This is a genomic window from Rhodococcus shunpengi (genome assembly GCF_048381395.1).
GTDB lineage: Bacteria > Actinomycetota > Actinomycetes > Mycobacteriales > Mycobacteriaceae > Rhodococcus.
In genome coordinates this window covers 48,982-74,340 of the sequence record NZ_JBLWIU010000014.1, presented here as the reverse complement: position 1 = coordinate 74,340, position 25,359 = coordinate 48,982, and the positions used below count along the sequence as shown (strand labels likewise).

Sequence of the window (25,359 nt, the reverse complement as noted above, 5' to 3'; positions counted from 1 at the left end):
CGCACCTCCGCCGAGCTCGCCGCCCTGGTGACGGATTCGACCGTGCCGGCCGGGATGCGCGCGGCGATCGTCTCCGCCTACGAGAGCCTCGGTCCCGATGTGCCGGTCGCGGTGCGGTCGTCCGCTCCCGCGGAGGACGCCGCGGATACCTCGTTCGCCGGTATCCACGAGTCGTACACGAACATCATCGGCGCCGACGCGGTGATCCGCGCGGTGCAGGCGTGCTGGGCCTCGTTGTGGTCCGAACGCGCCCGCACCTACCGAGGGCTGCGCGGGGTGACCGACGAACCGTCCATCGCCGTGGTGGTCCAGGTGATGGTGAAGTCCGAGTCGTCGGGCGTGGCGTTCACGGCCGACCCGCGCACGGGCGAACTCGATCGGATCGTCGTCGAAGCAGCGCTCGGTCTCGGTGAGGTCGTCGTCGGCGGGCAGGTCGAACCCGACACGTACGTCGTGGCGAAGGACGGCTTCGAGGTGCTCGACGTGCACCTCGGTCATCAGGAATTCCGCATCACCTCCACCGACAGCGGGGACAGCCGCGTCGCACTCGACCCCGAGCGCCGCACCCGGGTCCTCGACGACGAGCAACTCCTGCGCGTCGCACGGCTGGCCGCCGGAGTCGAAGAACACTACGGGCATCCCCAGGACCTCGAGTTCGCGTTCGCCGACGACGAGTTGTGGATCGTGCAGACCCGCCCCATCACCACACTCGACCAACCGGCGGCTCCCGCCCCGTCCGGCAACGGCGAGGCACGACCGTTGCTGACCGGTCTCGGCGCGGGCCCCGGGACGGCGACCGGCCGCGTGCGGGTGCTGCACGAACTCGTCGACGGGAAGCGCTTAAGCGACGGCGAGATCATCGTGGCACCGATGACCCGGCCGGACTGGCTGCCGATCCTGCGACGCGCCGGCGGCATCGTCACCGACGGCGGCGGCATCACCTGCCACGCGGCCATCGTCGGACGGGAACTCGGCAAGCCCGTCGTGGTCGGTGCACGTACCGCCACCACCGATCTGCACGACGGGCAGCTGATCACCGTGGACGGCAACGTCGGTGTGGTGTTCGACGGGGCGGTCCACACCGCCGAGCGGCCCGCGGCGACGACCTCCGCGCCGGCGACATCGACTCTCTCCGCCGAGACTGTGACGGCCACAGCGGTCTACGTCAATCTCGCCACCCCCGACGCCGCGGAGGCGGTCGCCGCGACCGATGTCGACGGCGTCGGTCTGCTGCGCGCCGAGTTCATGATCACCGAAGCGCTCGCGGGGGAACATCCCTCGCACATGATCGCGCAGGACCGTCGCAACGAGTATGTGGAGAAGATGGCGGGTGGCCTCGCGCGGATCGCGGCGGCGTTCGCACCGCGTCCGGTCGTGTACCGCGCGATCGACCTGCGCAGCAACGAGTTCGCCGACCTCGAGGGCGGTGAGGTCGAACCCCACGAAGAGAACCCGATGATCGGCTACCGCGGATGCTTCCGGTACATTCGGGATCCGGAACTGTTCTCCCTGGATCTCGATGTGCTGCACCGGGTTCGGAGCGCGCACCCGAACGTGCACCTGATGATCCCGTTCGTGCGCACCCGCTGGGAACTGCGGGACTGCCTCGTCCAACTCGACCGGCATCCGCTCGGCTCCGACCAGCGCTTGCTGCGCTGGATCATGGCCGAGGTCCCGTCGGTCGTCTACTGGTTGCCGGAATACGCGAAGCTCGGCATCCACGGTGTGTCCATCGGAACCAACGACCTCACGCAGTTGATGCTCGGGGTGGACCGGGACTCGGAGGTGTGCAAGGACCTGTTCGACACCCTCGACCCTGCGGTGCTCGACGCGATCGATCACATCATCGAGCGGGCCTCGGCCGCGGGACTGACGACGTCGCTGTGCGGTCAGGCCGTGTCGACGAGCACCGAACTCGCGGAACATCTCGTCCGGCGCGGTATCACCTCCGTGTCGGTCGCGCCCGACGCCGCGGCGCAGACGAGACGGACGGTGGCGCGAGCGGAACAACGCATCCTGCTCGACCGCGCCCGGAGCGACGGGACGTGACCGGCGGGGATCAGCGCCGACTGTAGGTCGCGCACTACGGGACGACCATCACGGGGCAGGTCACCGTGTGCAGCAGCGCCCATGTGGTGGATCCCAGCATCAGGCTCGGAAACCCGCCTCGACCGCGACGGCCGAGAACGAGCAACTGCGCATCGGCAGCGTGCGACGCAAGATAGTGGGAGGGCTGGTCCAGCACCACCACCGGGTACACCCGCACATCCGGGAACGCCTCGCCGTGCCCGGCGAGACTCTCCGACAACAACGCCCGCTCCTTGTTCTCCACGCTGTCCCAGTCGATCCGGAATCGGAACGGGCCGCGCACATCGAGGTCCGACCACGCGTGGACGGCCACCACGTCGGTGCCGCGCAGCGAAGCCTCCTCGAACGCCGCGGACACCGCGCGCACACTGTGCTCCGAACCGTCGACGCCGACGACCACAGGACCGGAGATGTCGTTGACGTCGACGTGCGGCAGTTTGCGGACCACCACGGCAGGGGCGTGCGTGTGCGTCACCACCGCTCGGCTGACCGAACCGAATCGCTCCCAGCCGAACCGGTTGTCTCCGGCTCCGACCACCACCATCGACGCCGACTTCGACCGGTCCACCAGTTCGAGCGACGGGGAACCGGTGCACAGGTGGGTCTCGATGTCCAGCTCACCATCGGGCGCCGCGCGGCGCGCGTATTCGGCGGCGTCGAGGAGCATGTCGCGTCCCTCGGACTCCTCCTGCTCGAAGAATCCTGCGGGCATGCCGATCGGGACACCGAAGGTGTTGCGGACCGACACTATGGTGACCAACGACAACGGGAGCCGGCGACGTTCCGCTTCGCGAGCTGCCCAGCCCACGGCCTGCAGGGACGCTCTCGATCCGTCCACTCCGGCGACGATGGGGTGGTGTGCTGTCATCACGATCACCTCGGTGCCTGTCCGAGCTGCGGGCACGGCCGTTTCGGGACACTGCTGTTTCCGGGATCCTGCCGTTTCGGGACCCTGCCAGTACACGCTCGGACCGGTCGGTCGCACAAGAGTCGACGGTCCCGACCTGCCCGCAGGAAGTGACCGAAGACTCTCGTGTGCCGCGCACGCCGCTCCTCACACTGGAGACTGCACCCGGCGCCGTCACCCACTGCCGAAAGGCTCCGCCATGTCCGTCCTGATCGGCTACGCGACCGCCCGAGGGTCGACGCGGGGAATCGCCGAACGCATCGCTGCGGGACTGGAAAGCCGCGGTGCCGTGGAACTCCGCGCGCTCGGCGATATCGCGTCGGTGCGAACGTACGAGGCGCTGGTCGTCGGAAGTGCGATCCACAACGGCCAGTGGCTCCCCGAGGCTTCCGATGCGATCCATCGGCTATGCGCCGAGCCGGTAGGACGACCGGTGTGGGCGTTCTCCGTCTCGTCGGTCGGAGCGACCAGCACGATCCTCTCGCCCCGGGTGGCCGCATATCTGCGGCGGGTCACCCCGGAACCTCGGGCGGTGCAGAACCTCCGTTCGGTCGCCGACGTGCGTGATCACCGTTTCTTCGCCGGTGTCATCGCTTCGGGCGACTGGGCCGGAATCGGGCGGATCGTCTTCCGGCTGATGGGCGGACACTACGGCGATGCCCGGGACTGGGTCGACGTCGACGCGTGGACGGAACGGATCCGGGAAGGTCTCGTCGAAACACCGCGTGATCAGGGTTGATCGCGTGCGTCCGAGTCCGGAGGGTCCCCTCGGGATCGGTGATGAAACCGGCGGCGCGTTGGACGACGAAGAACCACCCCAGGACGAATGCGCCAATCGCGGCGGTTCGATCTGTTTTTTCGGCGTCGATCGAGCACTGCCGGGTGTCGATCGAGTACTGCCGGGTGTCGATCGAGTACTCCCTCGGCCGATCGAGCGATCATCGGAGGCCGAAGGACGGTCTCTCCTCGTGCCGTCGCGCGACGATGTCGTCGAACGCGTCGATCAGCCCCTCGGGATACCAGCGGGGATTCGTGTCGGCGGTGGTGGCGACTAGCAGCAACTGGTGCTCGCGTGCGTCCGCGGCGACCCGGGCGAGCCGGGTGCGCCCCTCGTCGTCGAGCGCTGCGACGGTCGCGGCGAGATCGGCGACGAGCAGCACGCGCGGGGGTCCGACGACCGGGGAGTCGAGTTCGGCGACCACGCCGGTGATCTGTTCGGCGGTGGTGGCCCAACAGCACGGCCCCGTGGGGAGCGAGGCGGATCCGCCGAGCCAGCGATGCCGACGATGCGGATCGACGACCACCAGGTCGTGGGTGCCGCCGGTCAGGGTCGTCATCGCGATCAGGTCGAGCGACACGCTGGGCGACGAGCGGCGCTCGTCGCGTCGGATCAACAGGTGTCGGCCGGCGGACAGATCCCACGAGACGGGCGTGCCGTCGTTGTCGCGCCCGAACGGGATCGTCGTCCGGCACGCGACGGCCCGGCCGCTCGGTCCGCGAGCTGGACGCACCGGGACGGAAGATCGGCACGGTCGACGAGTGGGCGGAGTGGCGGGCATCGACATGGTGGATCCGTTTCGTGTCGCTGGGTCCGGAGCGATCCCCGGACGGCCGAACTGTAGTGGCGAGCACCGACAGGAACGGTCGGGTGCAGGTCGCGGCCGTTACGCGCGTCCGGTTCGGGGTAACCGTCCGCATGCGCCCGATTGCGACAGCCCTCGCCGTAGCCACCCTCACCGCCCTCGGCGGTCACATCGCCTCCGCAGCACCCGCGCCGATCGTGGACGACACCGGCGCGATCGCTGCTCCGAGCAGTACCCAGATCTCGTTCGCGCACACCCCGACCGGTGTGCGCGCCGGCACCGCGAACGAACACGAGTCCCGTGCCGGTGTGTCGATCGTCAAGATGTATCTGGCCGAGTACGTCCTCACCTACGGCGACCCCGCGGACCACGCCGACGCGACCGAGATGATCCGGTCGTCGAACGACGCGATCGCCGACCGCCTGCACGCGAAATACCCGCAGGCGATCTCGTCGACCGCGGCGGAGTTCGGGCTCACCGACACCTACGTGCCCGGCTACTGGGGTGTCGGCACCACGTCGACGCACGACATGGTCACCTATCTCGAGGCGAAGAAGCGCACCGATCCCGGTTCGCCGGTGCTCGCTGCGATGGCCAGGGCCTACGACACCGCGGCCGACGGATATCCGCAGAACTACGGGACGGCGCTGATCGCCGGTGTCATCGGGACGAAGTGGGGATGGAGCGACGACCGCTCGTTCCACGCCTCCGCCTCGTTCGGTCCCGATTTCTCCGTCGCGGCGTCGACCTACGGATCGGCAGGGCAGCTCTCCGAACACGTCCTCGGCGCGTTCACCGAAGGGGTGCCGCCCGGACCGGAGACCGGTCCTTTTCGACCCGGACCGGAGACCGGTCCTCTTCGGCCCGGACCGGAGACCGGCCCGCTCCTGCAGGACTGCCCGCCGCTGGGTTGGCTCGCCGGCGATCCGCTGCTCGGGCCGCCCGCGCAGGATCTCCTCGACGGACTACCGCCGGTCGTCACCGATCCGATCTGCCGCTGATCTCGGCAGGGATCAGATGCGGCGCATGACGGACACGACGGTGCCCAGCACCACCGCCTCGTCGCCGTCGAGGACGGGATAGGCGGAATTCCGGGGTTCGAGGTAGACGTGACCGTCTCGGCGCCGGTACACCTTGACCGTCGCCTCGCCGTCGATCATCGCCGCGACGATCTGACCGGAGTGGGCCTCGTGCTGCCGCCGCACCACCACGGTGTCGCCGTCGCAGATCGCCGCGTCGACCATCGAGTCGCCGCGCACGCGCAGCGCGAAAACGGTGCCGGAGCCGACCAGATCGCGGGGGAGGGTGAGCAGGTCGTCGATGTGCTCCTCGGCGAGAATCGGTGCGCCCGCGGCGATGTCGCCCACGATCGGCACCGTCACGGTGTCGTCGGACGCCCGTTCACCGCCGGACGAGCCGAGGAAGGGGCGCACATCGAGCTGGCGCGCCACAGCGGCGCCGCGGCGGAGGAAACCCTTGTCCTCGAGGCTCTTCAGATGCTTCGAGACCGTCGACGTCGACCGCAGACCCACCGACTCGGCGATCTGCCGAGTGCTCGGGGACGATCCCTGCGCAACGATCCAATCGCGGATCGCGGCCAGGATCTGCTGCTGGCGCAGCGGCAGGGACGCGGGGTCGAGGCCCCCGAACATGTCGAACTCGTCGTAACCGGTCACCCGGAGAATCGTAGCTACGCGGTCTCCGCAAGGTCCGGGGGAGTACCTGCGGAGGAGCTCTGCCCGTTCTGCAGCTGTTCCATGGCCCGCCGCTCCCGCAATGCCCGGATGAGCTGCCGCTCCTGCAACTCCGCCGGATCGGCGGACAGGCCGGGAATCGAGAATCCGACCAGCGCACCTGCCACCAGCGCGAGAGCCACCCGCGCCGAGTCGCCCTCCCGGATGCCCAGGACGAGTTCGAGGAAGACGAGCGCTCCGACGGCGACGAGCACCACTGCGATCAGGGCCAGGATCCGGCGGATCCGGGGCTTCGGGCGTGATCCCGGAGGTAACGGCATCGACTGGGCCGCGAGCTGCCACAGCCGGGCATCGACGCTCTCCCGCAGGGGACGCTTCCGGAACTCGTCGCCGAGTCCGTTGTAGACGGCCAGATCGGCTGCGATCCGGGTCCGGAGGTTTCGGCGGGACAGCTCGCGCGACAGACTCACAACTGCCCACGACACCACACCGGTGACGAGTGCAACGACGACAGGAACCCAGATACTCACGCCGGAACATTACGACAGCGGAGCGGGAATCGGCGGGATGCGGAACGCGTGCTCCGACCGTGTGGCGCGGGCCGAAAAGTGGTGCCCCCGGTGAGACTCGAACTCACACTGGACGGGTTTTGAATCCGTTTCCTCTGCCAATTGGGATACGGGGGCGTTGCGGACACCACTGTAGAGGATCGGGCGAAGCGGGCGCGCACCGGTACCCTTCTTACGTTCCACCCTGCACCGGGGACCGCCAGTACCGAGGGGAAGGCCCGACCATGACCTCCGCGCCGCACGACAGCACACCAACTCCTCGTCGGGTCGTCGTAGCGGAAGACGAGGCCCTGATCAGGCTCGATCTCGTCGAAATGCTGCGCGAGGAGGGCTACGAGGTGGTCGGTGAGGCCGGCGACGGACAGCGTGCCGTCGAACTCGCCGAGGAACTCCGCCCCGACCTGGTGATCATGGACGTCAAGATGCCGCGCCGCGACGGCATCGACGCCGCCTCCGAGATCGCGCAACGACGCATCGCCCCTGTGGTTATTCTCACAGCCTTCAGTCAGCGCGAACTCGTCGAACGCGCCCGCGACGCAGGCGCCATGGCATATCTCGTCAAGCCGTTCTCCAAGAGCGACCTCGTGCCCGCTATCGAGGTGGCCGTCAGCCGCTTCTCCGAGCTGCGCGAACTCGAGCGCGAGGTGCAAGGGCTCAACGAGCGATTCGAGACCCGCAAGCTCGTCGACCGGGCCAAGGGGCTGCTCATGGAGAAGCATGCGATGACCGAACCGGAGGCGTTCCGCTGGATCCAGCGCGCCGCGATGGACCGCCGCACCACCATGAAGCAGGTCGCGGTGGTCGTCCTCGAGACCCTCGGAAGCGACACCGCCGGCTAGCCGCGCGAACCGGTTTCGGGTGCTCACGGCGCTCCGACGCGTTACCGCCACATCAAATCTCCGCCCCGCAGATAACGGTCGTATCACAAGGATTTCGGCCCGGTTCGCGGGGTGCTTCCGACCGCTATGTTTCGACCACATCCGGAATCCGCCGGATGCGGTGTCAGGCGTTCGAAGGAGAGTTGAATGGCAAGACGGACTCTGGTCCGCGCCGTAGCGGTACTCGGTGCTGCGACGCTCGCCCTCGCCGGGTGTGGTTCGGACGGCGACGATTCGGCATCCGGTACGTCGGCCGGTGACGAGGGGTCGGCGGCCGCGACGACCGTCGAGACCGACTGCGAACCGCAGCAGGCCACAGCAGGGGCGACTCCCGCCACGGGACCGCTGAAGATCGGCACCATCCTTCCCGAGACCGGCAGCCTCGCCTTCCTCGGACCGCCCGAGGTCGCTGCCGTCCGGCTCGCCGTCGACGAGATCAACGCCGCGGGCGGTGTTCTCGACCAGCCGGTCGAACTGTTCCCGGGCGATTCCGGGGACACGACGACCGACACCGCGAACACCACCGTCGACCGACATCTCGCCAACGGCACCCAGGTGATCGTCGGTGCCGCCTCGTCCTCGGTCTCGCTCAAGGTGATCGACAAGATCGTCAGTGCCGGCGTGGTGCAGTTCTCGCCGGCGAACACCTCCGATCAGTTCGTCTGCTACGCCGACCGCGGGTTGTACTTCCGCACCGCCCCGACCGACGTGCTCCAGGCGCAGGCGCTCGCGCAGCTGATCGCCGAGGACGGGGCGCAGCGCGTGTCGATCCTGGCGCTGAACGACCCGTACGGCACCGGTCTCGCGGAGAACACCGTGACCAACCTCGTCGACGCCGGTATCCCGGAGGATCAGATCCAGAAGATCATCTACGACCCCAACGCGCAGTCGTTCAACGCGGAGGTCGACCAGGTGGCCAACTTCGCACCGGACGCGGTGGCGCTCATCGGCTTCGAGGAGTCGGCGAAGATCATCACCCGCATGCACGAGGTGGGCATCGGCCCGTCCGACGGCATGGCGGTCTTCGGTGTCGACGGCAACATGGGGAACGCGCTGGGCGAGAACGTCGCCGAAGGACTGCTCGACGGCATGGCCGGGACCACGCCGCTGACCGACACCGGTGAGGAATTCCAGCAGCGACTGCTCGGTGTCGATCCGGGCCTGATCGACTTCAACTACGCCGGAGAGTCCTACGACGCCGTGATCGTCTCGGCGCTGGCTGCGGAACAGGCGGGGTCGACGGCAGGTGTGGACATCGCTGCGAACATCAACTCGGTGACCCGTGACGGGGAGAAGTGCACCAGTTACCAGCAGTGCCTCGACCTTCTCGGTGCGGGTGAGGACATCGACTACGACGGTGCCACCGGCGAACTCACCTTCGTGGACGCGGGCGAACCCGGCGTGGGCTCGTACGGCCGGCTCGTGTTCGGCCCCGACAACACCCTGACCACCGAGGATTACATCGTGGTGGGGGAGTGACCTGCAGGTCGTGAGCGAAGGGGTGATCGCCGGTGGGCGGTCACCCCTTCCGCTTCTCCCGGCTGCCCGCGAGCGTACCGAGATACAGTTCCACGACCTTCGGGTCGTGCATGAGAGTGCTGCCGGTGTCGGTGTACGCGTTGCGGCCCTGGTCGAGGACGTATCCGCGATCGCAGATCTGCAGGCAGCGACGCGCGTTCTGCTCGACCATGATGATCGACACCCCCGCCGCGTTGATCTTCTTGCAGCGGATGAAGACCTCGTCCTGGAACATCGGCGACAGTCCCGCCGACGGCTCGTCGAGGAGCAGTACCGACGGTTCCATCATCAGCGCGCGGCCCATCGCGACCATCTGCCGCTCGCCACCGGAGAGCGCTCCCGCCTTGACCTTCCGACGCTCGGCCAGCAGCGGGAACAACGACGCCACCCGCTCGAACTGCTTCTCGAAGTCCTTCGGACGCAGATAGATCCCCATCTCGAGGTTCTCCTCGATGGTCAACGAGGGGAACACGTTCTGCGTCTGTGGCACGTAGCCGATGCCCTTGCGCACCAGGATGTGTGCGGGTGCCGAGGTGATCTCGTCTCCGCCGAGTGTGACGGTGCCGCTGCGGATGGGGATGAGACCGAACAACGCCTTGAGCAGGGTCGACTTGCCGGCTCCGTTCGGGCCGATGATGCCCACGATCTCACCGTCGCGCAGGTAGAAATTGCAGCCGCGCAGGATGTCGACCCCGGGGAAGTAACCGGCCACGAGATCGTCGGCGCGCAGGAGGGCGCCGGTCGCGAGGCGGGCATGTTCCTCCGGGGTAGCGGCACGTTCCGCCGGCGTCGTCCCGGTGGGCACAGGAGTGATGTTGTCGCTCACGGCTTCTCCAGTGTCGTGGCCGTCGCGTCCGTCGACGTCGCATCGGGATCGGACAGGTCGCCTCCGGCCTCGAGGGTCTGCGCTTCCGCGTCCGCGAGGGCGTCGGCGAGTTCGGCGGTCGCACCCACGGGGTTGCCCTCGTCGTCGAACTCGAGTGCCTGGTCGTGGTGACTGCCGAGATAGGCGTCGACCACGGCGGGATCGGACGACAGCGCGTCCGGCGGTGCTTCCGCGATCACCGAACCCTGTGCCATCACCACCACCCAGTCGGAGATGTCGCGGATGACGTCCATGTCGTGCTCGACGAACACCACCGTCGTCCCGTCGTCGCGCAGGGTCTTGATGTGTCCCAGCAGATTCTGGGTGAGCGCCGGATTGACACCGGCCATCGGCTCGTCGAGCATGACGACGGTCGGTTCGGTCATCAGGGCACGGGCCATCTCGAGCAGTTTGCGTTGACCGCCGGACAGTGAACCGGCGAAGTCGTCGGACTTCGCGGCCAGACCGAAGCGGTCGAGCAGTTCGTATGCGCGCTCGGTGATCTCGCGTTCCTGCCGGCGCCATGTCCACGGCAGCAGTGCACCGACCATGCGCTCGCCCGTCTGGTGCCGGGCGCCGAGACGGACGTTGTCGAGGACCGTCATCTTCGACAGCGCCTTGGTGAGCTGGAAGGTGCGCACGATCCCGCGCCGCGCCACCTGATGGGGATGGAGCCGGCCGAGCGGGACGCCGTCCATCGCCCAGGTGCCGGTGTCGGGCCGGTCGAAGCCCGTGAGGAGATTGAACAGGGTGGTCTTGCCGGCGCCGTTCGGACCGATCAGGCCGGTGATGCACGAGCGCTGGATCTCGAGGTGGGCCACGTCCACGGCTTTGAGGCCTCCGAACGTGCGGCACAGATCGTCGACGACGAGGAGCGGGTCGGGTTTGGCGGCGCCGGGAGTGCGGTCCACGCCGGCGAACAGTGCGGCGCGTTCGTCCGCGCCGAGGACCGTGCGCGGCGGTGTCGGGTCGGGTCGGATCGTGTCAGGCATCGAGTTGCACCTTCCGCTTGCTTCCCAGGATGCCTTGTGGCCGGAAGACCATCATCACCGCGATGAGGATGCCGAGCAGCACGTACCGCATCGCGCCGACCTGCTGTTCGGTGAGGGGGAGCAGCGGGTCGGGTCCGGCGATCGCCTGGCGGAGGAAGGCGTCCGGGAGGGTGAGCAGGAACCAGAACACCATGGCGCCGAGCACCGGTCCGAAGACCGTTCCCGCACCCCCGAGGATCAGTGCGCCGAACGCGAAGAAGGTCTGCGCGGTCGAGTAGAAGTCGGGGTTGATCGACTTGGTCTGCAGGGCGTTGAAGATGCCGCCGAGACCGCCGATCATGCCGCCGAGCACCAGGGCCTGCATCTTGTAGGCGAAGACGTTCTTGCCGAGCGCGCGGGCGGCGTCCTCGTCCTCGCGCACCGCCTCGAGGACCCGCCCCCACGGGCTGTGGGAGAGGAGGTAGACCAGTCCGCACAGCAACAGCACGAGCGTCCAGCCGACGACCATCGCCCACAGGTCGTCGCCGTAGAACCGCATGCCGAGCAGGTTGTACTGGCGACTCGAATCGAACGGGCTCAGCGAGGTGAACGGGTCGGCGAATCCCCACAGGCCGCGGGTGGATCCGGTCACCGAGTCGGACGCGGTCGAGCGGAACACCAGCCGCAGGATCTCCGCCGCGGCGATCGTCGCGATGGCGAGATAGTCGGCCCGCAACCGCAGGGTGGGGATGCCGAGGACGAGCGCGAGCAGACCTGCCAGTGCGAGGCCGACGAGGATGCCCACCCACAACGGCTGGTCGTAGGTGACGGTCATGATGCCCACTCCGTAACCGCCCAGCAGCGCGAACCCGATCTGGCCGAAGTTCAGCAGACCGGCGTAGCCGTAGTGCAGGTTCAGGCCGATCGCGAGCAGCGCGTAGAAGATCGCCGACGGGCCTATGAGCTGGGCGAAGGAAACCTGGAGTACCGCAACGATATCCATGGGTCACCCGATCCTTGTCCGACTGCCGAGGATGCCCTGGGGGCGGATGACCAGGATGACGATGAGGACGAGCAGACCGCCGATGTACTTCAGGTCCGGATTGATGACGAGGGTGGACAGCTGGACCAGCAGACCCACCACGACGCAGCCGACCAGCGCGCCGTAGGCGGTGCCGAGGCCGCCGAGGATGATGCCGGCGAACATCAACAGGAGCAGCTTGAATCCCATCTCCCACTGCACGCGTCCACCGAGCTCCGACAGGCCGAACAGCACGCCACCGAGCGCGGCGAGCCCACCACCGAGCCCCCATACGAACCGGATGACGTGTTCGACGTCGATCCCCGACGACGCCGCGAGGTCGCGGTTGTCGGCCACGGCGCGCATCGCCTTCCCGATCCGGGTGCGCTGCAGCAGCAGGGCGACGCCGACGAGCACCACCAGGCTGATCACGATGCATGCGAGATTGACCGGGGTGATCGCGATCGGCCCCCACACGAGCTGCTGTTGTGCCTGGTAGTCGTCGAACGGCTGGGTGCGGTCGGAGTAGAAGGCCAGGATGAGATAGCGCAACGAGATCGCGAGCCCGATCGACACCACGAGTTGGGCGATCAGGCCGGTGCGGCGGCGCCGGAGCGGCGCCCAGATGAGTGCGTTGTTGAGCAGGCCGATGACGATGCCGACGATCACCGCCAGGATCGTCGCCGGTATCAGCTGGACACCGAGGGTGACGTTGAAGATCCAGGCCGCAACCGCGCCGAGGGTCACCAGCTCGCCGTGGGCGAAGTTCGTCAGCCCCGTCGTGCCGAAGATGAGGCTCAGGCCCACTCCGGCGATCGCGATGACCAGACCGAACCGCAGACCGTCGACGATGGTGCGCACCAGCGTCTCGCCCCACGCCACCGTCGACCCGGTGCGCGCCTCCCCGAACGAGAAGATCACGGTGTTCGCCCGCCCCGGCGCCACGTCGCGGGTCACCGAGGTCTGGACGGTGACGTCGTCGGGCAGGCTCTCGGTGTCGACCTCGAAGACGTAGGTACCCGGCGGAACGGTGAGCTCCCAGCGCCCACCGTCGGCCGATTCGGTTTCCGCGACCACCTCGCCGCCCTCGGTGGTCGCACGGACGACGACACCGTCGAGTCGCTCGCCGGCATTGTTGAGCGTTCCGCGGACGGTCACCCCCTCCGCGGACTCCTCGTCGGGTGCGGCCGGTGCCGTGTTCGCGGGCGGTGAGGGTGGGTCCGGTGGATCCTGGGCGGAGGCGAGGCCGGCGCCGACGAGGACGAACAGGACACTCGCGAGCGTGACGAGTGCGGCGCGGACCGATCGGTGGAGGGTCGAGGTCGGTCGTCGCCGACATCCCGAGGTAGGGGCCACGTAGGTCCTCCCGGTTGGTGCGCTGTCATCGAGCGCGGCACTGTGCCCGGGGCATCATCGTCAACTGCGATGACGCCGGACTACGGTGTCGTGACAGGGGACTCTAGCGGCTGGATCGCACGTCCACGGGAAAAATTGGATCACCCGGACGTTTCGGTCTCGTTTCTTCGGACAACGAGTGTTCGCACATACCGGAGAGGCACTGGTCGGGCGGTGTGGCCGACGCTGTCGTCCTCGGTCCCTAGACTGGCACGCGTGACCCGTGCATCCACTTCCGCGACGTCCACCGCGGCCTCCGACGACCGCCCGACCCTGCTGCTCCTCGACGGCCATTCCCTCGCGTTCCGCGCGTTCTACGCGCTGCCCGCCGAGAACTTCAAGACCCACAGCGGGCAGACCACGAACGCGGTCTACGGGTTCACCTCCATGCTCATCAACCTGCTGCGCGACGAGCAGCCCACGCACGTCGCGGCGGCATTCGACGTCAGCCGCAAGACCTTCCGCGCCGAACTGTTCGCCGCCTACAAGGCCCAGCGCAGCGCCGCACCCGACGACTTCAAGGGTCAGATCGACCTCACCAAGGACGTCCTCGGCGCGATGGGGATCCCGGTGATGGCGATCGAGGGCTACGAAGCCGACGACATCATCGCCACGCTCGCGACGCAGGCGCACGCCCAGGGCTTCCGGGTGCTCGTGGTGACCGGCGACCGCGACGCGCTCCAACTCGTCAACGGCGACATCACGGTGCTGTATCCGCGGCGCGGCGTCTCCGATCTGACGCGCTTCACCCCCGAGGCGGTGGAGGAGAAGTACGGGCTCACCCCCGAGCAGTATCCGGACTTCGCGGCGCTGCGCGGCGACCCGAGCGACAACCTGCCCGGCATCCCCGGCGTCGGCGAGAAGACCGCCGCGAAATGGATCCGCGAGTACGGAAGTCTGAGCGGACTCGTCGACTGCGTCGACGAGGTGCGCGGCAAGACCGGCGACGCGCTGCGCGAGAACCTGTCCAACGTGCTGCTCAACCGCCAGCTCACCGAGATGGTGCGCGACGTGGCCGTGCCGTACACCCCCGAACAGCTCGCCCTCGCACCGTGGGACCGCGACCGTATCCACCGCCTGTTCGACGACCTCGAGTTCAAGGTGCTGCGCGACCGGCTGTTCGAGACGCTCTCGTCGGCCGAACCCGAGGCCGATGAGGGCTTCGAGGTGCGCGGCGGGATCGTCGAGCCGGGTGCCCTCGGCGACTGGCTCGCCGAACACGCCCCGGCGGGCCGACGCCACGGCCTCGCCGTGGTGGGCACCGGCACTCCTTACGGGGGCGACGCGACCGCGATCGCCGTCGCCGGGGCCGACGGTGAGGGCGCCTATGTGAGCACGGTGGCGCTCACGCCCGAGGACGAGAACGCCCTCGCCGCATGGCTCGCGAACCCCACCGTGGAGAAGGCCGTACACGAGGCGAAGTTCGCCATCCACGCGCTGCGCGGACGCGGCTGGACGCTCGCCGGCATCACCAGCGACACCGCGCTCGCCGCCTATCTGGTGCGGCCCGGGCAACGCTCGTTCAAGCTCGACGACCTGTCGCTGCGCTACCTCAAGCGTGAGCTGCGGGTCGAAGACACCGGCGCGCAACAACTCTCGCTGCTCGACGACGAGGACGCCGCCGACGCGCAGGCGGCCGAGGCTCAGATCCTCGCGGCGCGCGCCGTCGTCGACCTCGCCGCGGCCCTCGACACCGAACTCGGCGAGATCGAGTCGGTGCGCCTGCTCACCGAGATGGAACTGCCCCTGCTCGAGGTCCTCGCCGATCTCGAGGCCACCGGCATCGCCGTCGACTCGACGCACCTGCACGACCTGCAGTCCGAGTTCGCGGCCCAGGTCGCCGCCGCCGCGAACGCCGCCTACGAGGTGATCGGCAAGCAGATCAACCTCGGTTCGCCGAAGCAGCTGCAGGTGGTGCTGTTCGACGAGCTCGAGATGCCGAAGACGAAGAAGACCAAGACCGGCTACACCACCGACGCCGATGCCCTGCAGAACCTGTTCGACAAGACGGGCCACCCCTTCCTCGAACATCTGCTCGCGCACCGCGAGCACACCAAGATGAAGACCACCGTCGACGGGCTCATCAAGTCCATCGCCGACGACGGTCGCATCCACACCACCTTCAACCAGACCGTCGCGGCGACGGGCCGGCTCTCGTCGACCGAGCCGAACCTCCAGAACATCCCGGTGCGGACGGAAGCCGGTCGCCGGATCCGCGACGGGTTCGTGGTGGGCGACGGTTTCGACGTGCTGCTCACCGCCGACTACAGCCAGATCGAGATGCGCATCATGGCGCACCTGTCCGCCGACGAGGGGCTCATCGAGGCCTTCCGTACGGGCGAGGACCTGCACACCTTCGTGGCGTCGCGGGCGTTCGGGCTGTCGCTCGAGGAGGTCACCCCGGAGCTGCGGCGCCGGGTCAAGGCGATGTCCTACGGTCTCGCCTACGGATTGAGTGCCTACGGGCTCGCCCAGCAGCTGAAGATCTCCACCGACGAGGCCCGCGAGCAGATGGAGGCCTATTTCACCCGCTTCGGCGGCGTGCGCGACTACCTCTACAACGTGGTCGAGGAGGCCCGCAAGGTCGGCTACACCTCCACCCTCTACGGTCGCCGCCGGTACCTGCCCGACCTCAACAGCGACAACCGGCAGCGCCGGGAGATCGCCGAGCGCGCCGCGCTCAACGCCCCCATCCAGGGCACGGCCGCCGACATCATCAAGGTCGCGATGATCGACGTGCAGAAGGCGCTCAGCGAGGCCGGACTGCGGTCGCGGATGCTGCTGCAGGTGCACGACGAACTCGTGCTCGAAGTGGTCGAGGCCGAGCGCGAACAGGTCGAGGCGCTCGTGCGCGACAAGATGGACTCCGTCATCGAACTGTCGGTGCCGCTCGAGGTCTCGGTCGGTTACGGCCGCAGCTGGGACGCCGCGGCGCACTGAGTCGCAGGCACACCGGCCGCAAGTACACGGAGCTGTACAGACGACGGCGCCCGCCCCCCGGAATGCCGGGGACGGGCGCCGTCGACGCGAGTGGGTCAGCCCTGCTCGGCGCGAGCCTCCGCAATCTGCTTGCGTACATCGTCCATGTCGAGGTTCTTGACCTGCGAGACGAGATCCTCGAGAGCGGCGGGCGGAAGAGCGCCGGCCTGGTTGTAGACGAGGATGCCTTCGCGGAACGCCATGATCGTGGGGATCGAGCGGATGTTCGCCGCCGCCGCGATGGCCTGCTCGGCCTCGGTGTCGACCTTCGCGTGCACGACGTCGGGGTGCTTGTCCGACGATGCCTCGAAGGTGGGGGCGAACTGCTTGCAGGGGCCGCACCAGTCGGCCCAGAAGTCCACGAGCACGATGTCGTTGCTCGTGACGACCTCGTCGAAGTCCTGCTGGGTGAGAGCCTTGGTTGCCACGGAAATCCTTTCGGTCGGGCGTGTCGACGGGTCCAACATCCGGCCGCCGCTGTTTCTTCCCGTTCGTTCCCTCCGCCACGCCTCGTGACGGGGTTCCTTCCGCCACGCTACGTGACGTGCCTGCTCCGGGGGCGCCGTCGGGAGGTGTCGATCGAGGGATGCGTCACACGCCGACCGGCTCGTGGCGTCCCACGCCGACCGGGTCGACGGACCGCCGGAAGGTCCGTCGGTAGGCCTGCGGCGTGGTCTGCCGCAGGCGCAGGAAATGCTGGCGCAGCACCGCCGCGGTACCGAAACCGACGCGGTCGGCCACCACGTCGATCGGAAGGTCGGTCTCCTCGAGCAGGCGCTGCGCGGCCAGAACCCGCTGGTCGCGGAGCCAGCGCGCGGGCGTGACCCCGACCTCGGCGACGAACCGCCGCGCGAAGGTACGCGCCGACATGTGCGCTTTCTGCGCCAGTGCGGCCACCGGAAGTTCCTGATCGAGGTGCTCGCTCATCCAGTCGAGCAACGGTGCGAGCGATTCGTCCTTGCATTCGGGCAGCGGCATCGCGACGTACTGAGCCTGTCCGCCGTCGCGGTGCGGTGGCACCACCATGCGCCGGGCGATCGTGTTGGCGACCTGGGCTCCCTGGGCGGAGCGGACGATGTGCAGGCACAGATCGATGCCGGCTGCGGTGCCTGCAGCCGTGAGAACCGGATGGTCGTCGACGTAGAGCACGTCCCGGTCGACCTGCGCCGTCGGATAGGTCCGGGCGAGTCGGTCGGCGTGCATCCAGTGGGTCGTGCAGCGACGCCCGTCGAGCAACCCGGCCGCGCCGAGGATGAACGCCCCGGTGCACATGCTCGCCACCCGCGCACGGCGGTCGACGGCGGCGCGCAACTTCGCGAACAACGGTTCGAGGCGTTCGTCGTCGAGCGCGATGCCCTCGCTGCTCACCGCCGGCAGCAGGATCAGGTCGGCGTCGTCGAGGAGATCGAGCGTGTGCGGCACCTCGATGGTGTAGCCGAAGCGGGTGCGCACCGGATCGGAGGTCGCGGCGACCAGATGGAAGTCGTAGGTGGGCAGGCCGTCGTCGGAGCGGTCGAACCCGAACACCTCGCATGCCACGCCGAGTTCGAAGGTCTCGACGTAGGGGAGGACGGGGACGACCACCTTCTCGAGCCGGCCGGTGGTTCCAGGTGTTCCGGACACGGCATCCAGTGTGACACCGCGGTGGCAGAAAATCGATGTTCTCCGACGGCTCTGCCACTGTCGGGCCGGTTCCCGGCGCGGCAGGCTCGAAGCATGATCCTGCTGGTCCTCGTACTTCTGGCAGTCTTCCTCCTGCTCGACGTGCTGGCCCTCACCGGACGCACGCCCGACACCCATATGGAAGTGACGCAGTTCGGCGACTACCGCTTCTGAACCGCTCACCGCCGCCCGCTCAGGAGAGCAGCCACTCCCGCTTGGCCTCGCCGTCCCAGCGCCGCACACCCGCACTCGACCCGGTCAGCTGCCGCTCCGGCGTCTGCGCCGCCAGGACCGCCGCACCGACCCGCGCGGCAGGCACCCGCCGCGCGAGGGTGACGTGCGGCGTCCACTCGCCGGGCCGGATGTGCGCGGGGATCCCGGGGCAGTCCGAAAGCACCTCGAACACCCGCGCCTGGAGTTCGAGCAGCTCGATCGACGGCACGACCGTGCGGGCGAGCGTCGCGTATCGGCCACCGAAGATCACCACGCCACCGAGCCGGAGGGTGATCCGCCGGACCGCGATGGCGGTCCGCAGCGCGTCCTCGAGTTCGTCCGGCACGGCATGGGCGACGAACAGCGTCACGTGCGGACGGTTGGATTCGGAACGGACCCGTCCCTGACTGTGCAGACCGGCGTCGAGCAGCCGCGTCCACTCGTCGCGCACCGCCGCGTCGAGCGGGGCGTCGAGGAGGAGTTCCACCGACTGGACCACGGTAGGCAATGATGGCCGGGTGACCGACGACACCGCAATGCTCCAGACCCACCGCATCGGACTTCTCGAGGGGGACGGCATCGGTCCCGAGATCGTGCCGGCGACCCGCAGGATCGTCGACACCGCCATCGCGGCAGCCGGGGTCGCGGTCGACTGGGTGCCGCTGCCCGTCGGCGCCTCCGCGATCGAGACACACGGCAGCCCGCTGCCGCAGGTCACCCTCGACACCCTCGCCGAGCTCGACGCGTGGATCCTCGGCCCGCACGACAGCGCCTCGTACCCACCGGAGTTCCGGGGTCAGCTCACGCCCGGCGGACGGATCCGCAAGCATTTCGACCTGTACGCGAACATCCGGCCCGCATGCGCACTGCCGGGAGCGCCGTCGGTGTCGCCGAAGATGGATCTCGTCGTCGTCCGGGAGAACACCGAGGGTTTCTACGCCGACCGGAACATGGCCGTCGGCAGCGGCGAGTTCATGCCCACACCCGACATCGCGCTCGCGGTCGGGGTGATCACCCGCGCGGCCTGTGAACGCATCGCGCACACCGCCTTCGATCTCGCGTCGCGGCGCCGCAAACGCGTGACCATCGTGCACAAGGCGAACGTGCTCTCCCGCACGACCGGCCTCTTCCGGGACGTGTGCCAGGAAGTGGGTCGCCTCTACCCGAGCGTCACCGTCGACGACCAGCACGTCGACGCGATGGCCGCGTTGCTCGTGCGCCGCGGCGCCGAGTTCGACGTGATCGTGACGGAGAACATGTTCGGCGACATCCTGTCCGACCTCGCCGCCGAACTGTCCGGCTCGCTCGGCACCGCGGCGTCGATCAACGCCTCGCGCACGAAGGCCATGGCCCAGGCCGCGCACGGCGCCGCACCGGACATCGCCGGGCAGGGCCGCGCCAACCCGATCGCGCTGATCCTCTCCGCCGCCATGCTTCTCGACCGTCTCGGGGCGCGCGCGGACATCGAGTTCTCCGCGGCCGCCCGCAGCATCGAGGACGCGGTGCGCGCGACCGTCGCGGCGGGTGTCGCGACCGCCGATCTCGGTGGCACCGCGTCGACGGACGAGTTCACCGCCGCCGTCGTCGCCCGCCTCGAGGCCTGAGCTTCGGGTTTGCATTCGGACCCCTCCCGGGTTGGATACTGTTCGACTGTGAATCGAGCAGTGCACACCCGCCGCGCGGCCTCGCGCGCGACCTCGTGGGGGCGTCGTCGTGTCCGGACCCTGAACAGGCTGGCGGCGGGAGCAGCGGTGCTCGCCCTCGCGACCGGGTGCGTGGTGAACACCGAATCGACCGTCCCGCCCGGCGATCGCGTCACCGTCGAGAAGGTCGATGCCATTGCGAGCCAGTTGCCGCCCGACATCGCCGACGGCGGCACCCTCGAGGTCGGAGTGAACGTCCCGTACGCCCCCAACGAGTTCAAGGACGACGACGGCACCATCGTCGGCTTCGGTGTCGAACTCGTCCAGGCCCTCGGCGACGTACTCGGACTCGAGGCGGTGCTCAACGAAGCCGACTTCGACCGGATCATCCCGGCCGTCCAGGCGGGCACCTTCGAGATGGGTTCGTCGTCCTTCACCGACACGAAGGAACGCGAGGAATCGGTCGACTTCGTCACCTACTACAGCGCCGGGGTGCAGTGGGCGCAGCGCACCGGCGAATCCGTCGACCCCGACAACGCGTGCGGACTGCGCGTGGCGGTGCAGACCACCACCATCGAGGACCTCGAGGAGGTCCCCGCCAAGAGCGAGGAGTGCGTCGCCCGCGGACTGCCGCCCATCGACAAGGTCAAGTACGACAGCCAGGACGAGGCCGCCAACGCCCTGATCCTCGGCCGGGTGGACGCACTGTCCGCCGACTCACCGGTCACGGCGTACGTCATCGCCCGCAGCGAGGGACGACTCGAACCGGCCGGTGAGGTCTTCGACGCCGCGCCCTACGGATTCGTCGTCGCGAAGGGTTCGCCCTTCGGTCCCGTACTGCAGCAGGCGGTGCAGTACCTCATCGACTCCGGTGCGTACGACGAGATCACCGCGCGCTGGGGCATGGAGGACGGCGCGATCACCGCCTCGCAGATCAACGGCGCGACGAGCTGAGAAAGGGAACCATGAGCGAGTCCACGTCCGCGAGATCCGCGGAACCGCGACCGGACGAACCGGAGCCGATACGCGCAGTACCCCTGCGGCATCCCGGACGATGGATCTCCGGTGCGATCGTCCTGATCGCGCTCGGGTTGTTCGCCTGGGGAGCGGCGACCAACGAGGCCTACCGCTGGGACATCTACGCCCAGTACCTGTTCGACGCCCGCATCACCGCAGCCGCCTGGAAGACCGTCCAGCTGACGGTGCTCGCCATGGCCATCGCCGTCGTCCTCGGCGTGGTGCTCGCCGTGATGCGTCTGTCCCCGAATCCCGTGCTGCGCTCCGTCGCCTGGCTGTACCTGTGGGTCTTCCGCGGTACCCCCGTGTACGTCCAGCTCGTGTTGTGGGGACTGTTCCCCTCGATCTACAAGCAGATCGACCTCGGGATCCCGTTCGTCCACCAGTTCGTCCACATCGACGTGCAGGGCCTGAACGCGGCGTTCCTGTTCGCCGTGATCGGTCTGGCACTCAACGAGGCGGCCTACATGGCGGAGATCGTGCGCGCCGGCATCACCTCCGTGCCCGAGGGGCAGCTGGAGGCGTCGACCGCGCTCGGCATGTCGTGGTCGCAGACCATCCGCCGCACCGTCCTGCCGCAGGCGATGCGGGTGATCATCCCGCCCACCGGCAACGAGCTGATCAGCATGCTCAAGACCACCTCGCTGGTCGCCGCCGTGCCCTACAGCCTCGAGCTGTACGGCCGGGCCCGCGACATCTCGGGTGCGAACTTCCAGCCGATCCCGCTACTGCTCGTCGCCGCGACCTGGTACCTGGCGATCACCAGCCTGCTCATGATCGGCCAGTACTACCTCGAACGGCACTACTCGAAGGGTCTGAGCCGGCAGCTCACCGCCCGCCAGCTGCAGGCACTCGCCGACGCACAGAACGCACCGGTCACCGAGGCCGGCAAACCGACGCCGAAGCCCGGCGCACCGGGGGAGGAACGCATATGACGTCCGTCGACACGCCGATGGTGCGGGCCGACCGGGTCTGCAAGAGTTTCGGCGCCGTCAAGGTGCTCAAGGGCATCTCGCTCGAGGTCGGGCGCGGCCAGGTGACCTGCCTGATCGGCCCGTCCGGATCGGGCAAGTCGACCTTCCTGCGGTGCATCAACCACCTCGAACGCGTCGACGCCGGTCGCCTGTACGTCGACGGCGATCTCGTCGGCTACGCCGAGCGGGGTTCGAAACTGTACGAACTGCATCCGCGGGCCGCGGCGAAACAGCGCCGCGACATCGGAATGGTGTTCCAGCACTTCAACCTGTTCCCGCACCGCACCGTGCTCGAGAACGTCATCGAGGCGCCGATGCTCGTGAAGAAGACCAAGCGCAACGAGGCGGTCGACAAGGCCCGGGATCTGCTCGCGCGGGTGGGGCTGGCCGACAAGGTCGACGCCTATCCCGCGCAGCTGTCGGGCGGCCAGCAGCAGCGCGTGGCGATCGCCCGTGCGCTCGCCATGGATCCCAAGCTCATGCTGTTCGACGAGCCCACCTCGGCTCTCGACCCCGAACTCGTCGGCGAGGTGCTCGCGGTGATGCGCGATCTCGCGGACGGCGGCATGACGATGGTCGTCGTCACGCACGAGATGGGCTTCGCGCGGGAGGTCGCCGATCAGCTCGTGTTCATGGACGGCGGCGTGGTCGTCGAGGCCGGTGATCCCCGCCAGGTGCTGGCCGACCCGAAGGAGAGCCGGACCCGGGAGTTCCTGTCCCGACTGCTGTGAACACCGAAACCCGAATCCGGCGCGGGTTGTGAGTCGGGGTCAGTGGGGTTTGCGGCTGCAGAAGATGGCGGTGCCCGGGAAGATCGACCCGCGCAGCGGGCTCCACTGCCCCCACTCACGGTCGAGATGCTCGGGCCACTCGGGTTCGACGATGTCGTAGACCTCGAGGCCGGCGGCGACGAGCTCGCGCACCCGGTCGCCCACGGTGCGGTGGTGCTCGGCGTAGGTCGCCCGTCCCGTTGCGTCGACCTCGACGTAGGGGGTCCGGTCGAAGTACGGGAACATCGCGACCAGGCCCGGTTCGCCCGGGTCGTCGGGGAAGATCCATCGCATCGGGTGGTTCACGGAGAACACCCACCGTCCGCCGGGCCGCAGTACGCGCGCGACCTCGCGCATCACCCGGGCGGAATCGGCGACGAAGGGCACCGCGCCGAACGCCGAGCACACGATGTCGAAGCTCGCGTCGGCGAACGGCAGGTTCTCGGCGCCGGCCTGCACGAGCGGAACCGTCGGACCGGAGGCGGCCATCGCCGCGCGTCCGCGCTGCAGCATCCCCATGGAGATGTCCAGTCCGACCGCGCGGGCACCCTGTCCGGCGAGCCAGCGGGCGCACGGCGCCGAACCGCATCCGAGTTCGAGGACGTCCCGGCCGGCGACCGGGCCGAGCAACTGCACATCGCCCTCGTGCAGGCCCTCGGGGCACCACACGAACTCGCCCGCGGCCGAGTCCACGCCGAGGAACTCGCCGTGGGTGCGGTGGTAGTCGTCGGTGTCGGCGTCCCACCACACCCGGTTCGCGCGTTCGCTCTCGAGGGAGCCGAGGCGGGTTCGGGTGGGTCGTGTCTCGCCGAGGATCGTCTCGGCGTCCGCGTGCCGCGCGGCCTCCTCGTCGGTTGCCTCCGGGGCGCCCGAAAGGTCTGGAAAAGGGGTGTTCGCGGAGCCCGACATGGGTGTGAGCCTATCGGGTGCGGGGGAGCGGTCCCGATATCGGTTTGCCCGGGTCCCCTCGAGACGCGTAGCCTGGTGATCGCGAGTGTCCGCAGCGCGGCTTCAGGGCCGAGCGAGGAACTCGCCGTGACTCGCACATCGCCGTATCGCAGTGGGTGTTTCACGTGCCCGACCGAATTTGACCAACCGACTATCAACCCGTCCGGAGCAACTCAACACATGGCCTCCACCACCGTCACCTCGCCGCAGGTAGCCGTCAACGACATCGGCTCCGCCGAGGATTTCCTCGCCGCCATCGACGCCACGATCAAGTACTTCAACGATGGCGACATCGTCGAGGGCACCATCGTCAAGGTCGATCGCGACGAGGTGCTGCTCGACATCGGTTACAAGACCGAAGGCGTCATCCCGTCCCGCGAGCTCTCCATCAAGCACGATGTCGACCCCAACGAGGTCGTGTCGGTGGGCGATGAGGTCGAGGCTCTTGTTCTCACCAAGGAGGACAAGGAAGGCCGTCTGATCCTGTCCAAGAAGCGTGCTCAGTACGAGCGCGCCTGGGGCACGATCGAGGAGCTCAAGGAGAAGGACGAGGCCGTCAAGGGCACCGTCATCGAGGTCGTCAAGGGCGGCCTGATCCTCGACATCGGCCTGCGTGGCTTCCTGCCCGCGTCGCTCGTCGAGATGCGTCGCGTCCGCGACCTCCAGCCGTACGTCGGCAAGGAGATCGAGGCCAAGATCATCGAGCTCGACAAGAACCGCAACAACGTGGTCCTGTCGCGCCGCGCATGGCTCGAGCAGACCCAGTCCGAGGTCCGCAGCGAGTTCCTGCACCAGCTCCAGAAGGGCCAGGTCCGCAAGGGCGTCGTGTCCTCCATCGTCAACTTCGGCGCCTTCGTCGATCTCGGCGGTGTCGACGGCCTCGTGCACGTCTCCGAGCTGTCCTGGAAGCACATCGACCACCCGTCCGAGGTCGTCGAGGTCGGCACCGAGGTCACCGTCGAGGTTCTCGACGTCGATCTCGACCGCGAGCGTGTCTCCCTGTCGCTCAAGGCGACGCAGGAAGATCCGTGGCGTCAGTTCGCCCGCACCCACGCGATCGGTCAGATCGTGCCGGGCAAGGTCACCAAGCTCGTTCCGTTCGGCGCGTTCGTCCGCGTCGAGGAGGGTATCGAGGGCCTCGTCCACATCTCCGAGCTGGCCGAGCGCCACGTCGAGGTCCCGGACCAGGTCGTTGCCGTCGGCGACGACGCGATGGTCAAGGTCATCGACATCGACCTCGAGCGTCGTCGTATCTCGCTGTCGCTGAAGCAGGCGAACGAGGACTACACCGCCGAGTTCGATCCGTCGAAGTACGGCATGGCCGACAGCTACGACGAGCAGGGCAACTACATCTTCCCCGAGGGCTTCGATCCCGAGACCAACGAATGGCTCGAGGGCTACGAGAAGCAGCGTGAGGAGTGGGAGTCCCGCTACGCGGAGGCCGAGCGTCGCCACAAGATGCACACCGCTCAGATCGAGAAGATGGCTGCCGACGAGGCTGCCGAGGCTGCGGCCGGCGTGTCCGGTGGCAACTACTCGTCCGAGTCGGGTGCCGAGGCTGCTCCGGAGACCGGCGGCGGATCGCTCGCGAGCGACGCCCAGCTCGCCGCTCTGCGCGAGAAGCTGTCGGGCAACGCCTGACACAGGGTTCCACGGACGGCCCC

23 protein-coding genes and 1 tRNA gene are annotated in these 25,359 nt (G+C 68.4%); 11 read left to right on the top strand and 13 right to left on the bottom strand.

The genetic code is table 11. The features are described 5' to 3' along the window. Window positions 1–2,049: phosphoenolpyruvate synthase (ppsA, locus tag ACNJ7K_RS10545; protein ID WP_487041617.1), on the top strand; the 2,049-nt coding region annotated here is incomplete at its 5' end. 34 nt (window positions 2,050–2,083) lie between these two features. Here ppsA and ACNJ7K_RS10540 read toward each other — a convergent pair. After that, a complete protein-coding gene (locus tag ACNJ7K_RS10540; protein WP_172414964.1) occupies window positions 2,084–2,956 on the bottom strand; it encodes a universal stress protein in 873 nt (290 codons plus the stop codon). Window positions 2,957–3,194: 238 nt separating this feature from the next. On the opposite strand from ACNJ7K_RS10540, the gene ACNJ7K_RS10535 reads away from it, so the two are divergent. Beyond that, window positions 3,195–3,734 carry a flavodoxin domain-containing protein gene (locus ACNJ7K_RS10535; protein WP_088898391.1) on the top strand — a complete coding sequence of 180 codons (540 nt, stop codon included), beginning with the start codon at window positions 3,195–3,197 and terminating at the stop codon, window positions 3,732–3,734. A 199-nt stretch (window positions 3,735–3,933) separates the two neighbouring features. On the opposite strand, the gene ACNJ7K_RS10530 is transcribed toward ACNJ7K_RS10535, so the two are convergent. After that, entirely contained in the window at window positions 3,934–4,506 is a 573-nt protein-coding gene (locus ACNJ7K_RS10530) for a hypothetical protein (protein WP_159418102.1), read from the bottom strand. A gap of 185 nt (window positions 4,507–4,691) precedes the next feature. Here ACNJ7K_RS10530 and ACNJ7K_RS10525 point away from each other — a divergent pair, with 185 nt between their 5' ends. Further along, window positions 4,692–5,579 (top strand): hypothetical protein, encoded by an 888-nt coding sequence (locus tag ACNJ7K_RS10525; RefSeq protein WP_487041616.1) that lies wholly within the window; start codon window positions 4,692–4,694, stop codon window positions 5,577–5,579. 12 nt (window positions 5,580–5,591) lie between these two features. Here ACNJ7K_RS10525 and lexA read toward each other — a convergent pair whose 3' ends face one another. From lexA to ACNJ7K_RS10510, 3 genes are all read right to left on the bottom strand, one after another. After that, on the bottom strand, window positions 5,592–6,254 hold the full coding sequence (gene lexA, locus ACNJ7K_RS10520; RefSeq protein WP_487041615.1) for a transcriptional repressor LexA: 663 nt from the start codon (window positions 6,252–6,254) through the stop codon (window positions 5,592–5,594). Between the two features lie 14 nt (window positions 6,255–6,268). Further along, complete coding sequence (locus ACNJ7K_RS10515; protein WP_487041614.1) at window positions 6,269–6,802, bottom strand: hypothetical protein; 534 nt, start codon at window positions 6,800–6,802, stop codon at window positions 6,269–6,271. Between the two features lie 79 nt (window positions 6,803–6,881). Then, a tRNA-Leu gene (locus tag ACNJ7K_RS10510) sits at window positions 6,882–6,958 on the bottom strand. Between the two features lie 107 nt (window positions 6,959–7,065). On the opposite strand from ACNJ7K_RS10510, the gene ACNJ7K_RS10505 reads away from it, so the two are divergent. Further along, window positions 7,066–7,680 carry an ANTAR domain-containing response regulator gene (locus ACNJ7K_RS10505; RefSeq protein ID WP_006554018.1) on the top strand — a complete coding sequence of 205 codons (615 nt, stop codon included), beginning with the start codon at window positions 7,066–7,068 and terminating at the stop codon, window positions 7,678–7,680. 186 nt (window positions 7,681–7,866) lie between these two features. Beyond that, on the top strand, window positions 7,867–9,198 hold the full coding sequence (locus ACNJ7K_RS10500; protein ID WP_120283069.1) for an ABC transporter substrate-binding protein: 1,332 nt from the start codon (window positions 7,867–7,869) through the stop codon (window positions 9,196–9,198). A gap of 40 nt (window positions 9,199–9,238) precedes the next feature. Here the strand turns inward: ACNJ7K_RS10500 and ACNJ7K_RS10495 are convergent, their stop codons facing one another. From ACNJ7K_RS10495 to ACNJ7K_RS10480, 4 genes are read right to left on the bottom strand one after another with little or no spacing between them, the layout of a single operon-like run. Further along, on the bottom strand, window positions 9,239–10,063 hold the full coding sequence (locus ACNJ7K_RS10495; protein WP_159418106.1) for an ABC transporter ATP-binding protein: 825 nt from the start codon (window positions 10,061–10,063) through the stop codon (window positions 9,239–9,241). Further along, window positions 10,060–11,094 carry an ABC transporter ATP-binding protein gene (locus tag ACNJ7K_RS10490; protein ID WP_088898386.1) on the bottom strand — a complete coding sequence of 345 codons (1,035 nt, stop codon included), beginning with the start codon at window positions 11,092–11,094 and terminating at the stop codon, window positions 10,060–10,062. The genes ACNJ7K_RS10495 and ACNJ7K_RS10490 overlap by 4 nt, the downstream gene beginning before the upstream one ends. Further along, on the bottom strand, window positions 11,087–12,076 hold the full coding sequence (locus tag ACNJ7K_RS10485) for a branched-chain amino acid ABC transporter permease (RefSeq protein ID WP_120283063.1): 990 nt from the start codon (window positions 12,074–12,076) through the stop codon (window positions 11,087–11,089). The genes ACNJ7K_RS10490 and ACNJ7K_RS10485 overlap by 8 nt, the downstream gene beginning before the upstream one ends. A 3-nt stretch (window positions 12,077–12,079) precedes the next feature. Then, complete coding sequence (locus tag ACNJ7K_RS10480) at window positions 12,080–13,450, bottom strand: branched-chain amino acid ABC transporter permease (protein WP_088898384.1); 1,371 nt, start codon at window positions 13,448–13,450, stop codon at window positions 12,080–12,082. A gap of 255 nt (window positions 13,451–13,705) precedes the next feature. Between ACNJ7K_RS10480 and polA the strand changes: the two genes are divergently transcribed. After that, window positions 13,706–16,429 (top strand): DNA polymerase I, encoded by a 2,724-nt coding sequence (gene polA / locus ACNJ7K_RS10475; RefSeq protein ID WP_487041613.1) that lies wholly within the window; start codon window positions 13,706–13,708, stop codon window positions 16,427–16,429. Window positions 16,430–16,524: 95 nt separating this feature from the next. Here polA and trxA read toward each other — a convergent pair whose 3' ends face one another. The 3 genes from trxA to ACNJ7K_RS10460 form a co-directional block, all read right to left on the bottom strand. Next, window positions 16,525–16,896, bottom strand: a complete 372-nt coding sequence (gene trxA, locus ACNJ7K_RS10470; protein WP_016691445.1) for a thioredoxin — start codon at window positions 16,894–16,896, stop codon at window positions 16,525–16,527. Between the two features lie 163 nt (window positions 16,897–17,059). Further along, window positions 17,060–18,091, bottom strand: coding sequence for a GlxA family transcriptional regulator (locus ACNJ7K_RS10465; protein ID WP_487041612.1), 1,032 nt, complete (start codon window positions 18,089–18,091; stop codon window positions 17,060–17,062). Between the two features lie 232 nt (window positions 18,092–18,323). After that, the gene (locus tag ACNJ7K_RS10460; protein WP_120283060.1) at window positions 18,324–18,842 is read right to left on the bottom strand and encodes a 2'-5' RNA ligase family protein; all 519 of its coding nucleotides are present in this window, start codon (window positions 18,840–18,842) and stop codon (window positions 18,324–18,326) included. A 37-nt stretch (window positions 18,843–18,879) separates the two neighbouring features. Between ACNJ7K_RS10460 and ACNJ7K_RS10455 the strand changes: the two genes are divergently transcribed. From ACNJ7K_RS10455 to ACNJ7K_RS10440, 4 genes are all read left to right on the top strand, one after another. Beyond that, window positions 18,880–19,947 carry an isocitrate/isopropylmalate dehydrogenase family protein gene (locus ACNJ7K_RS10455; protein ID WP_487041619.1) on the top strand — a complete coding sequence of 356 codons (1,068 nt, stop codon included), beginning with the start codon at window positions 18,880–18,882 and terminating at the stop codon, window positions 19,945–19,947. Window positions 19,948–20,067: 120 nt separating this feature from the next. Continuing rightward, entirely contained in the window at window positions 20,068–20,940 is an 873-nt protein-coding gene (locus ACNJ7K_RS10450) for an ABC transporter substrate-binding protein (RefSeq protein WP_230791392.1), read from the top strand. Between the two features lie 11 nt (window positions 20,941–20,951). After that, on the top strand, window positions 20,952–21,938 hold the full coding sequence (locus ACNJ7K_RS10445; protein ID WP_016691439.1) for an amino acid ABC transporter permease: 987 nt from the start codon (window positions 20,952–20,954) through the stop codon (window positions 21,936–21,938). Next, a complete protein-coding gene (locus tag ACNJ7K_RS10440; RefSeq protein ID WP_120283054.1) occupies window positions 21,935–22,708 on the top strand; it encodes an amino acid ABC transporter ATP-binding protein in 774 nt (257 codons plus the stop codon). Before ACNJ7K_RS10445 ends, ACNJ7K_RS10440 begins: the two co-directional genes overlap by 4 nt. A 39-nt stretch (window positions 22,709–22,747) precedes the next feature. Here the strand turns inward: ACNJ7K_RS10440 and ACNJ7K_RS10435 are convergent, their stop codons facing one another. Beyond that, the gene (locus ACNJ7K_RS10435) at window positions 22,748–23,656 is read right to left on the bottom strand and encodes a class I SAM-dependent methyltransferase (RefSeq protein WP_159418112.1); all 909 of its coding nucleotides are present in this window, start codon (window positions 23,654–23,656) and stop codon (window positions 22,748–22,750) included. Between the two features lie 219 nt (window positions 23,657–23,875). On the opposite strand from ACNJ7K_RS10435, the gene rpsA reads away from it, so the two are divergent. Further along, complete coding sequence (gene rpsA / locus ACNJ7K_RS10430) at window positions 23,876–25,336, top strand: 30S ribosomal protein S1 (protein ID WP_016691436.1); 1,461 nt, start codon at window positions 23,876–23,878, stop codon at window positions 25,334–25,336. Window positions 25,337–25,359: the final 23 nt, after the last annotated feature.